General features: G+C 37.5%; 9 protein-coding genes and 1 pseudogene. 3 read left to right on the top strand and 7 right to left on the bottom strand.

From position 1 onward, the window contains the following. Positions 1-157: 157 nt before the first annotated feature. The 5 genes from DMC01_RS11080 to folD all read right to left on the bottom strand — a co-directional run bounded on the left by DMC01_RS11080 (position 158) and on the right by folD (position 8,515). Entirely contained in the window at positions 158-1,354 is a 1,197-nt protein-coding gene (locus tag DMC01_RS11080; RefSeq protein ID WP_185908884.1) for a restriction endonuclease subunit S, read from the bottom strand. Positions 1,355-1,362: 8 nt separating this feature from the next. Continuing rightward, entirely contained in the window at positions 1,363-3,102 is a 1,740-nt protein-coding gene (locus DMC01_RS11075) for a class I SAM-dependent DNA methyltransferase (RefSeq protein WP_142694272.1), read from the bottom strand. Next, complete coding sequence (locus DMC01_RS11070; protein WP_246059197.1) at positions 3,102-5,939, bottom strand: DEAD/DEAH box helicase family protein; 2,838 nt, start codon at positions 5,937-5,939, stop codon at positions 3,102-3,104. The genes DMC01_RS11075 and DMC01_RS11070 overlap by 1 nt, the downstream gene beginning before the upstream one ends. Before the next feature lie 94 nt (positions 5,940-6,033). Next, positions 6,034-6,618, bottom strand: coding sequence for a hypothetical protein (locus DMC01_RS13740; protein ID WP_185908883.1), 585 nt, complete (start codon positions 6,616-6,618; stop codon positions 6,034-6,036). Between the two features lie 1,045 nt (positions 6,619-7,663). Further along, positions 7,664-8,515: a bifunctional methylenetetrahydrofolate dehydrogenase/methenyltetrahydrofolate cyclohydrolase FolD gene (gene folD / locus DMC01_RS11060; protein WP_142694270.1), complete on the bottom strand. Its 852-nt coding sequence runs from the start codon at positions 8,513-8,515 to the stop codon at positions 7,664-7,666. Between the two features lie 68 nt (positions 8,516-8,583). Between folD and DMC01_RS11055 the strand changes: the two genes are divergently transcribed. From DMC01_RS11055 to DMC01_RS16070, 3 genes are read left to right on the top strand one after another with little or no spacing between them, the layout of a single operon-like run. Beyond that, the gene (locus tag DMC01_RS11055) at positions 8,584-8,934 is read left to right on the top strand and encodes a c-type cytochrome (RefSeq protein ID WP_246059195.1); all 351 of its coding nucleotides are present in this window, start codon (positions 8,584-8,586) and stop codon (positions 8,932-8,934) included. After that, on the top strand, positions 8,931-10,208 hold the full coding sequence (hemL, locus tag DMC01_RS11050) for a glutamate-1-semialdehyde 2,1-aminomutase (RefSeq protein WP_142694269.1): 1,278 nt from the start codon (positions 8,931-8,933) through the stop codon (positions 10,206-10,208). Before DMC01_RS11055 ends, hemL begins: the two co-directional genes overlap by 4 nt. A gap of 10 nt (positions 10,209-10,218) precedes the next feature. Further along, positions 10,219-10,347 (top strand): hypothetical protein, encoded by a 129-nt coding sequence (locus DMC01_RS16070; protein ID WP_282432309.1) that lies wholly within the window; start codon positions 10,219-10,221, stop codon positions 10,345-10,347. Between the two features lie 852 nt (positions 10,348-11,199). On the opposite strand, the gene DMC01_RS16065 is transcribed toward DMC01_RS16070, so the two are convergent. Both DMC01_RS16065 and DMC01_RS15395 read right to left on the bottom strand, forming a co-directional pair. Next, complete coding sequence (locus tag DMC01_RS16065; RefSeq protein ID WP_282432308.1) at positions 11,200-11,328, bottom strand: hypothetical protein; 129 nt, start codon at positions 11,326-11,328, stop codon at positions 11,200-11,202. Positions 11,329-11,427: 99 nt separating this feature from the next. After that, positions 11,428-11,523 (bottom strand): annotated as a pseudogene (locus tag DMC01_RS15395) (IS1595 family transposase); the annotation flags it as partial.

Genomic DNA, 11,523 nt, shown 5'->3' with positions numbered 1-11,523 from the left:
AGCTTTCGCAGAAATCGAAAAATCTCTTGTCATATTGAGGCGAAGCCGAAATATCTCTAAATTTTATTTGAGATTCTTCGCCTTGCTCTCGCAAGGCTCAGAATGACAAGGTAAAAAAACTTGCAAGGGTAAAATGGCTTGAATTTTAAATGTAAATTCAAGCGAGTTTGATTTGTCCGTTTATGAGTAGGGGTAGGAGGTAGTCTCGTAGGGCTTTTAGGGTTTGGGATTGTTTTATGTTTTGAGCAATGATTTCTTTAAAATTTAAAATGTTGCTAAATTTTCTTACAATGCTTTCGTTAAATGGTATTTTGAAATTTGCTAAATCATCATAAGCGATTATGGGCATTTTAGTTCCTTTGCTAATTGACACCGCATAATCGAAAAAGCTTTTGTGGGTTAAGGTCAATAAAATAAAACTAAAAAATTCAGGGTCGATTGCTTTCATAGAATGTATCGTGCCTGTAACTAGTCCATCAAAAGGGGCAAAACCTGCCTTTTTTAAATATGGACGAATAGCACCAAACAAAATATCAAATTCTTGCATTTCAAATAAATTTGTATTGAAAGTATCCCCTGCGTTGTGTGAATTTAAACAAAAAGTATTTTCTGGCATTACTGACAAATCAATTAAAGATTTTGTGCTGTCTTTTTGGGCTTTTTTAGAATTTTTGCGGACAAGGTCGCCTATTGTCCTTACCTCAAAGGTGGTGGGGATGGGGTGGTTTAGGAGGGGGGAGTGTTTCATAGCCCCTCCGCTTGTTTTGTAGGGCTTGCCATTTTTGTCTGGGAAGTCAAATTGCAAAAAATACCTCTCATAAAGCAGTTTCGCCATTTTTTCTAAAAGAGAGTTGATTTTATCGTTTAGGGAGATTTTATCGTCAAGGGCTGATAGAATTTGCCCTATTTTCTTTTGAGTGGGTAAATTTGGGATTTCAAAATATACTTTTTCAAATGTGCCTAAATTTATATTTTCTTGCGAAGTGCCGTTAGCTTGATTTTGAATTGTCTTTTTGTAGTGTTGTAACATATATTCTATGTAATGATAATCTGCGATTTTGTCATCAACTACCAAGCCAAGCACACTATCAGGGAAGCAAGCGTCAAAGCCTAATATCGCACTTTCTGCAATGTTTGCCGCAATGGTTATGCAAATGGTATTTTTACTCCACAATTTACTTTGCTTTAATCCATTTTCATTGTAGGTTTGTTCGTAGGTTTGCAAAATGTGATTTGCGTTTTTAATGTCTGAAGTTTGGACAAATGGATATTTGCCTCCATATAAATTTTTGTCATTTCTTGGGCGGTGCATTGATTTGCCACGAGATAAACTACCGATTTCAGTTAATTTCATTTGAGCCATTAAATTTTTAACCTTTCTAAATTCCTCAAAATCTCTTTTTGCAAATTTTCTGCTTTTTCAAACAAATTTGAAAGCTCATCCGTGAATTCTTTCATTTGCGAGTTAAATTCAGCCTCGCTTAATTCTTTAAATTCAAGCTTCACCTCGAAAAACTGCCCTGCTGAAAAGGAGTAGTTTTTTTCCTTTATGTCCTTAAAGCTAACGCAAACGCAAAAATCCTCTTCATTTTGTGCGGCTAAAAAGGCAGATATAATCTTGTTTTCCTCATCTTTTGAAAGCCTTGTTTTTTGATTTTTGCCCTCTTTGATTTTTTCGCCTAGCTTTGAGGCGTCCATTAAAAGCACGGCTTTTGCCTCATCGCTTGTATTTGCATTGCTTTTGTCTATGAAAAGCACTGAAACATTTGTGCCTGTGGTGGCGAAGATGTTTGAGGGCATTGAGATTACGCCTTTTAAAGCCTTTGTATCAACTAGCCTTTGGCGAATCGCCCTTTCTATGCCACTTTGAGAGGTCAAAAAGCCTGTAGGCACTACCACAGCCGCCCTACCCTTGTCATTTAGCGAGTAGATGATATGCTGGATAAAGCACAGATAAATAGCCATCTTGTCCTTGTCCTTGCTTGGCACCTTTGGAATGCCTGCGAAAAAGCGTTCATTTGCATTTGGCAAGGCTAAAAGCGTGGCTGAAAAATCGCTAAAATCAAGCTTAAAGGGAGGATTTGAGACTATGTAGTCGAATTTTTGCGTATGGGCTGGGCTTGTGAGGGTGTTTCCTTGGATGATGTTTGCTATTGAATGGGTTAAATTATTTAAGATTAAATTAAGCCGCAGCATTGTGGAGGACTTTTGGCTTAAATCTTGAGAGTAAATGGAGCATTTATCCTCGCCGATTGCGTGGGCTAGGCTCATTAAAAGCGAGCCTGAGCCCGCACTTGGATCATAACACTTCACGCTTTTTGGCTTATCAGTGCCTACTAAGATGCTAGACATAATTTTAGCCACATTTTGCGGGGTGTAATACTCAGCGTATTTGCCCCCTCCATCTTTGTTGTAATCTTTGATGAGATACTCAAAAATGGTGGCGAAAAAGTCGAATTTCTTGCTAAAAATGGCTTCAAAATTAAAATTTATCAAGGGATTTATAAGGGCTTTTGCGAAATTATCTCGCTTTGAAAAATCCACTATGTAATTACTTATAGCCTCAAAAAGCTGCACCCTTTCTCCGCTACCTGTTTTGATGGCAAAGATGTCTTTGTTTAACTCTGCAATGTCTAAAAGGGTTTTATCAAGGAGGGTGGCAAAGCCATCTTCGTTTTGATGTGAAAAAAGCGAGGATAAAAAATGCTCTCTTTTAAGATGGGCTGCCTTTTCGCCTATCTTGTAAAGTAAGGTTTGATAGTCTTTTTGGGAGTAGTTTGATAGAATTTGCTCGAAGTTTATGCCTGCTTTTTGCAATGTGGGGTCTGCATTTTTTGCCTCGTAAGCGAATTTATCGTTTAAAAACTTGTATAAAAAGATGCTAAGTATAATCTTATACTCGTTTCCGTCATTTCCTAGCCCATAGCTAGCACAAGTGGCTTTTAGGCTGTCTATGATGGAGATGATTTGTGCTTTGATAGTGTTATCATCGCTTTTAAATTCCTTGCTTTTTTGCGTGAGGTGTTCGCTGTGTGAATTTTGGGTGCTGTTTTGCACCTTGCTTGAATTTGCCTCGTTTTGTGGCTTTTGTGAATTTTTCATTATGCTGCCTTTGCTTTGTATTCGTTGAAATACTCTTGAATTATGAGCCTTGCTACTGTTTCGATGCTAAAATTTAGCTTTGGTAAAAGCTCGCTAAAATGCTGTGCTACAAGGGATATAACCCTTTTTTCAAAAAAGCCCTCATTTTCTAAAATGCTTTCGTTGTCTAAGATGGCTTTGTCGGTGGCTTCTTTGATTTGGCTTAAAGCCTCGTAAAGCTGAATTTTGCCTGCTGTGTGGCTTTCTAGTAAACGTTTGTGAATGCGAGCGAATTTATAATCGCCTTTGTATTTGTGTGCGATTAGAGCGTTTTGCCTGTTTAACTCGCTTAGCTTTGCGTAAATTTCATCTATGCTTGAAAGCTTTGTTTCTAAGTCCTCGCTTGAGATTTTCTTTAGCTTATTTTTGTCAAAAAGTTCCATTAAAGCCTCTTTGAAGCTGACTTCTAGACTGATAAATTTGGCATCTTTGCTGTCAAAGTTTTGTCTAAAGGCTTCTTGAGTGCGGATTAGAGCGTCTTTAAGGGAATCTGAGAATTTAAGCTCTTTTTCGCTTATTTTGATGAATTTAAAGACGATGTCCTCCATAGCAAGATTTCGCAAGGCTGTAATGTCGCTTTTGTTTGCTAGGTATTCTTTGAAATTTAGCTCGTCAATCTTTAATGAAACGGTTTTTAACAAGTCCTTGTATAAGTCAAATTCAAATTTATCAAGCAAGTTTGTATCGCCTTGAATGTGTATGATATTTCGCAACTCTTTTGCTAAAATCAAGGCTTTTCTTAGCTCGTGCAAAATGGCTTTGTCATTAAGGGCGTCAATTTGTCTGCTAAAAAGCTCTTTATTACTCGTGTCGTAGTCAAAAAGGGCTAGTTTTATGCTCTCTAAATCCGCTTTGATTTGCTCCTCGCTTTTAAAGATTTGATTGAATTTTTCAAAGTCGTCCCCTAGCTCGCTTTGAAGCTCGTTAAAATAAGCCTGATTTACCTTGTCAAATTCTTGCTGTATGCCTGCAAAATCGACAATGTAGCCATAGCGGTAATCTTTGTAGGGACGGTTCACGCGGGTTAGGGTTTGCAAGAGATTATGCCCTGCAATCTCTCTGTCAATGTAGAGTTTTTTAAGGCGAGGTGCGTCAAAGCCAGTGAGTAGCATATTATAAACAAACAAAATGTCGATTTTGCCTGCCTTAAAGTCCTTGACATTGCGTTTTCTTGTCTCTTTGTCGTCTATGTCGTGCAAGATTAAGGCTGCTTGATTTAGCGTGAATTTATCTTGCGTGTTTTTGTAATACTCGTTAAAAATTTTAAAAAAGTTTTTTGCTTGCTCGCTACTGCTACAAACTACCATAGCACCAAGAGTAGAGTCGTTATGAACCATCCTTGCTTTTTCTAAATCCTGTGCGATGTAAGCAAGCATAGGGCTAACAAATTTTTCGTGGGCATAAATTTGCTTGATGGCTAAGTCCTTGTCTTTGATTGTAATCTCATCCAAAGCCCTTTTTAGCTGCTCTTTATAACGCGTCTCAATGCCCTCGTGTATGAGTTTAACCGTGTAACCATCCATAATGGAGGCGTTGTAGTAATACTTATGAATATAAGCACCCCAAAGTGCTGTCGATGCCTTTTTGTGCTTTGTGCCAAGTAGGGGCGTGCCTGTAAGTGAGATGAAAATGGCGTCTTCATCAAGGCTCATTAAATTTGCAAAATAACTGCCCTTTGCGTCATAGCTTCTGTGTGCCTCGTCTATGAAAAATACCCTTTGAATTTTCACATTGTATTTGCTTGGAGAAATTTGCGTGTCGGCTGGGATTTTTTGGATATTTATAACTGTGATTTCTAAATTGCCTTGTGGGTTTGAGATGGCGGATTTTTGACTTTTTAGCTCTTTTTCAAGCTCTATTTTGCTTTGCACGGTATGGACAAACAAGCCTCTTGCCTTAAATTCACTTGTAGCTTGTTCTAATAAATCAATTCTATCAACTATGAAATAAAACCTCGCCACAATGCCCTTTTGCGTGAAATAATCTTGCAAAAATCTAAGGCTATAAAAGGCAAGGGCTGTTTTGCCTGAGCCTTGAGTGTGCCAAATGATGCCTTTTTTCGTGCCTTTTTCAAGGGCGTTTTTAATGGCATTTAGGGCGAAAAACTGCTGATAACGCAGAATGTGCTTTTGAGTGTGAATTTGTCCATCTTTGTCTATGCCTTTGACATAGGATATGGCGTATTTTAAAAGCATTTTAAGCCTTTGTTTGCTAAAAAGTGAGATTAAAAGGCGGTTTGTGGGGGTGTTAATATCTTTGTTTGTGATAAATTCAGGGCTTGATTTAATGCTTATGAGATTATTATCTTGCAAAATCTCATTTTCTACGGCATTATCAAGCGAGGCTAAATTACTAGCTAAAAGCTCGAAATTTTCTTCTCTAAAACAGTTAAAAAATATCTCATTGCTTGGCGTGGCATAAAAGGCACCGCTAATTGGGGTGATGTTTTCCTCGTCATATTCTTGATTATTTGAAAAAACAAGAATTTGCAAGGCATTAAAGAATTTTTTGAATTTTTTATTAGCAAGTCGAGTTTGCATTCTTTTTCGCTCAGATAAAATGCCCTCTTTGTTATGCGGTATCTTTAGCTCGATAAAGGCTAGGGGTAAGCCGTTGATAAGAAGCGTAATGTCGGGGCGAAAGCTATCCTCGCCATTTTTAAATTCTAACTCAGCCACACAGTAAAAGGAATTTTTTTCAAAATCATCAAAATCTATAAGCTTAAAATGCCTTGTGGATATAGTTTGCGAAGGGCTTTGAGCTTTTTTTAGTTTCTTAGTCTTTGTTAAATTTTGAATGCCTTGCTGAGGTGTATTGTTTAAATGCTCTGCGTGAATTTTTTCAATATTTTGAAAATTTTGACAAGGTGCATTTATGCCTTGCGTGAATTTTTCAGTGGGGGGGGGGGGGGGGGGGGGGGGGGGGGGGGGGGGGGGGGGGGGGGGGGGGGGTGAATGATGGGGGTTGTGGAGGTGGGGTGTGAATTGTGGAGGCTGTGTTCATGCGTGTAGGGGTGAGTTGTGAATAGTGTGGGCCTGTGTTGGTTTGATTGGTGCTATTTAAGCCTTGTGTCTTAATTAAATACTCATAAAAGCTCTGCCCTAAATCATCATAATCAAGCCTTTTATTAAGCTCATTTAACAAGGCATTTATCTCATCTTGTGTAGCGTGTGGATTTATTTTGGCTATGCTTTGAGCGAAGATCTCTGTGAAAATATTTGTTTGGATCTTAATCTTATGTGAATTTTTCTTATCAGCACAAATGCCTTCTTGGCTTTTGAGTCTGTATTTGCTATCTTTAAAAGCAGCTTTCTTGTCTTGGTTTTTAGTAGCTGCTAAAGGATCTGCTTGATTATTAAGCACAAAGCCTTCTTCATCTATCTTGTGTGAATTTTTAAGGGATAAATAATCAAAGCCAAGCCTAGTTAGCGTTAAAAGTGCTGGGAGCTTTACGCGAGAGTCTTCGTTAAAATTCATCCTTATCCTTAATGCAAAATTTGTAGTATTTAAGCCTTTATAAAGTACTTAACTGTGTTTAAAAGTTTATCTTAAAATCTCAGCTCAAAGGCAAGTTTTAAATCAAAATTTAAATTTTAGCTTGAATTTGGCTTAATTGCATTTAAGTAATATTTTATCTTAGCAATTTTAATAAATTTGAGATTTTTGTTTTAAAATTAGCTCAAGATAACTTAAGCGGATTTTGGCTTATCAACTTTAATAAATTTTTGATGAGAATATTGCCTTAAATTTTTCATCTTAATTCATTTTTTAAGTGAAGGACAAGATTTTCTTTTTTAGCACTTCAATTTAGAGAGTCGAAATTTCTCAAAGCCTATTTTGTTTGCAGTTACAAGAGAACAAAGCAAAAAGATTCTTTATGCCATTGATATAAGCTCATCCCTTTACAAACTCAAATTTGGTGTGCTTTATCCTATAGCAAATGTTTTCAGCCCTACATTCAAGCATTTTGCACACTATTCTTGCATCTGTGCTACGCAGTTACGAGCCTAGCATTGTAAAAATAACTCTCATCAACTTTAATCTCAGTGCTTGCACCTATGCTACGCAGTTACAAGGAAAATATTTCAAAATTTCTATAAATTATATATGCAAAATTCGGAGACGCATTATGTATTTTTCTTTTTCAAGGCTTAACCTAAAAATCCTTAAATTTAATTGAGCCTTGAATTTTAATCAAAGCTGTAGTATTTTTTACTTCGCATTTATTGAGTGATGAGAAGTTAATTTTATCAAAGACGCAATATTTTTTGCTTTGCACTCGTTGGATGATGAGAGATTAATTTGATCAGATCTTAGATTTATTAAATGATGAGAGATTAATTTTATCAAGCCTTGTGCTAAAGCAAAGGCACTCTATCAGATCTTGCACTAAATTAGAACAAAATACACTATATCAAGCTACACAAAATGAATTTATCGCAAAAAGACAAAACTAGCAAATCCAAGCACACAAGCTAAAATTCACAGCAAATTAAACTAAAATTCACAAAAAAGCAAAAATTCACACCCTTAAACGACTTCTGGCCGCAAATAGGGTATTTTTAAGCAGCATAGCAACAGTCATAGGTCCAACCCCACCTGGCACAGGGCTTATGAAACTAGCCTTTTTTGAAACGCTCTCAAACTCCACATCCCCTACTAGCTTACCACTTGGAAGTTTATTTATGCCAACATCAACCACTATAACCCCATCTTTTACCATATCCCCTCTAAGCAAATTCACACACCCTGTTGCTATGACTATGAGATCAGCCTCCTTCGTGTAAAGGCTTAGATCCTTTGTTTTTAAATGACACATACTAACAGTGGCGCATAAATTCAAAAGCATAGTAGCCATAGGACGACCTACTATGTTTGAGGTGCCAATGACAACGGCATTTAAGCCTTCTACCCTTATGTCATAAGCCTTTAAAAGCTCACACACTCCAAGAGGGGTACAAGCAACTAAGCCGTCTGTAAGTCCTTGTGCTAGACGGCCTACATTGAAGGGATGAAAGCCATCTACATCCTTTTGAGCACTTATGCTTTCTATGATGAGATTTTTGTTTATGTGTTTTGGAAGGGGAAGTTGAACGAGTATGCCATCTACTAACTTGTTTGAATTTAAGTCTTCAATCAGCCTTAAAAGCTCGTTCTCGCTTGTGCTACTTGGCAGTTTATACAGCAAGGATTTGATGCCACATTGCTGAGAGGCCTTGGCTTTGTTATTAACATAGGTATGACTTGCAGGATCATCTCCTACTAAGATCACTGCTAAACAAGGCTCTATGCCTTCATTTTTAAGCTTAGTTACCTCTAAGCTAAGACCTTCTCTTATGTTTTGAGATATTTTTTTTCCATCCAGTAAGATCATGCACTTTTCTTTTATTTTTTTCTAAGCTCAAAATTGTATCATAATAAAACTTTTTTTTTGTTGAAAGGTTGGGAGTGAGGCTTGTATTTTTATCCCTTTTTGCCTTAAATCTTTTTGCAGAGGACTTCATAAGCTTTCAAGAATACGCAAAAATGCTTTATGAAAACCCAAGAGGCATTAGCTGTAAGGAATGTCACGGCGAGGACGGATCCGCTCAAACACTTGGATATTTCACTCACAAAGGCGAAAGAAAGCCCTTTATAGTGCCTAGCATTCAAAATTTAAGCTTTGAGAGCTTTTTAAAATCCCTAAAAGAGATAAAAGACGCAAAGAGCATAATGCCTACTTATTCTTTAACAGATGAGGAGATAAAGGTGCTTTATACTTACTTAGAAACACTAAGAGAGGAAAAGAAATGACAAATAACAAAAAAGCCTTTGAAGAGGCTTGTAAATTCATAGCAGGGGGTGTGAATTCTCCTGTTCGTGCCTTTAAGGCAGTAGGACAAGATCCCCTTTTCATAAATAGTGGCAAGGGAGCTTTTATTAAAGACATAGAAGGCAGATCCTACATAGACTTCGTTCAAAGCTGGGGTCCCTTGCTTTTTGGGCATTGCGACAAGGAGATCGCAAGAGCCACAAAAAAGGCTCTTAAAAAGGGTGCTTCCTTTGGAGCACCGACCCTGCTTGAAACCGAGCTTGCAAGGCTTGTTTTGGCTGAGTTTCCTCACTTAGACAAGCTTCGCTTTGTAAGTAGCGGCACAGAGGCTACTATGAGTGCCATTAGACTTGCAAGAGGCTTTACAAAACGCGAGAAAATCATCAAATTTGAAGGCTGCTACCACGGACACAGCGATTCTTTGCTTGTAAGTGCTGGAAGTGGTGCGGCTACCTTTAACACTCCAAGCTCTTTGGGTGTTTTGCAATCCACAGCTCAAAATACCCTAGTTGCAAAATATAACGACATCACAAGCGTTAAAGAGCTTTTCAATGCACACAATGACATAGCCTGCGTCATCATAGAACCAGTTGCTGGTAATATGGGGCTAGTGCCAGCAAAGGCTGAATTTTTAGCTCAACTAGCAAAAATTTGCAAGGAAAATAACGCGGTGCTTATCTTTGATGAGGTGATGAGTGGATTTAGAGCAAGCTTACAAGGAAGCTTTGGCATAAATGGCATAAAGGCAGACATCGTTACCTTTGGCAAGGTTATCGGTGGGGGCTTGCCAGCGGCTGCCTTTGGAGCAAGGGCTGAGATAATGGATCTTTTAAGCCCACTTGGAGGCGTGTATCAAGCAGGAACTCTAAGCGGAAACCCTCTTGCAATGGCAGCTGGCATAGCAAGTATCAAAAAGGCAAAAAAAGATAAAAATTTATATTTAAAGCTTGGAAAAATGGCATTTAGACTAAGCTCAGGCTTAAAAGAAGCCGCAGCCACTGCAAATGTGCCACTGCAAGTATGCTCGGTAGGCTCTATGTTTGGCTTTTTCTTTAATGAAAAAGAGGTCTTAAACTATCAAGATGCCATTAAAAGCGACACAAAAGCCTTTGCGAAATTTCATAAGGCTATGTTGGCTCGTGGAGTGTATTTGGCGTGTTCGCAGTTTGAATCAGGCTTTATCTGTGCTAAGATGGATGATAAGCTAATAGACAAAGTAATCAATGCAGCCTTTGAGAGTTTTAAGGAGTTATAAAGCTTGAATTTTGGTGTGGGTTTTAGATCTTTCTTGTAAGAATTCACACTTTTTAAAAGTGGCACAAAAATCCCCCTCCCTTGCAAGTGGAAATTCACACTACAAATCCCCATCTCCTTGCGGTTTTAGGGGTGGGTAACAGAATACAGAATACAGAATACAGAATACAGAAAACGGAGGACGGAGGACGGATTTTCTTTTAAACAAAGTCCGTGTTCCATAATCCGTAATATGTAAAACGGTCAAATAAAACTTACTCAAAAGTACCTTAATTGTCATAGGCTCGAGATGCTCTAATAGGATTTTATCTTAGTAATTTTAATAAATTTAAGAATTTTGTTTTAAAATTGCTTTAAGATAACTGAAGCGGATTTTGGCTTATCAATTTCAGCAAATTTTGATGAGAGTATTGCCTTAAATTTTTTTGTCTTAATTTCTTTTAAGTGAAGGATAAAATTTGGCGATTGATACTTTTAGCTAAAATGAGCTAGGATTTTTCCCAAGCCATTTTAACAAAATTTTATACAAATTTTCATTCTTAACTTTGATATTAGATCTAAATTCACTCTCTTTCAAATGCGTGAAAAATTCTCTTGTCGCAAAACCCCCTAAGCTAGCCTTTGGATGTCCTCAGAAATTCTCTACTCCGTTTATGTGCTTGTGTCTCTTTGCAAACTCAAATTTAGAGTGTTTTACTCTATAACTTTGCTCCTCAAAATTGCAAGATAAAACGAAGTAAAAATCCACCAAGCCATCATAAGCTTTGAGGCTGTCGCTGTAAATCTAGCATTCGTTAAGCTCTGAAAAGTCCTTTATAATCGTCAGCAATTCTTTTGCAGAACAATGTTTGACGACCTGTGTATAAACTCGTGCGATTTCGCTTAAACATCCCTTCTTGCAAATGAACAAGAGGCTTAACGAAGTAAAAACACGGACGTTTTCTTGCCAGCCCCATGTCCACGCTTACCACGCACCCTTTTTGCCCCTTCTGCTAGCAGTTACGAGCCGTAAGGCGAAGTAAAAAATAACTCTCACCCTCTTCAATCTCACCGCTCATTTTATAATGTTTCTCGCATTCTTTGGCTATTAAAATGCGAAGATCTTTGAAAATTTTGCACAAACTTTGTTGTGAAATTTGACAAAATTTAGCTATTTTTTTCGCCTCTAAATCAATTCCCCAAAAGTTGCAAGACGAGTAGCACGAAGTAAAAAATTTGGCTCAATTTAACTTAAGCGGATTTTCTCTTATCATTTTGAGTAAAATTTTATACAAATCTTGTTGTTGTATTTTAGCATTATATCTAAATTCAGTTTC

This window comes from Campylobacter troglodytis, assembly GCF_006864425.1.
In the GTDB taxonomy this organism is placed as follows: domain Bacteria; phylum Campylobacterota; class Campylobacteria; order Campylobacterales; family Campylobacteraceae; genus Campylobacter_D; species Campylobacter_D troglodytis.
The sequence above is the reverse complement of the archived record's forward strand: the minus strand, read 5'-3'. Positions and strand labels throughout refer to the sequence as shown.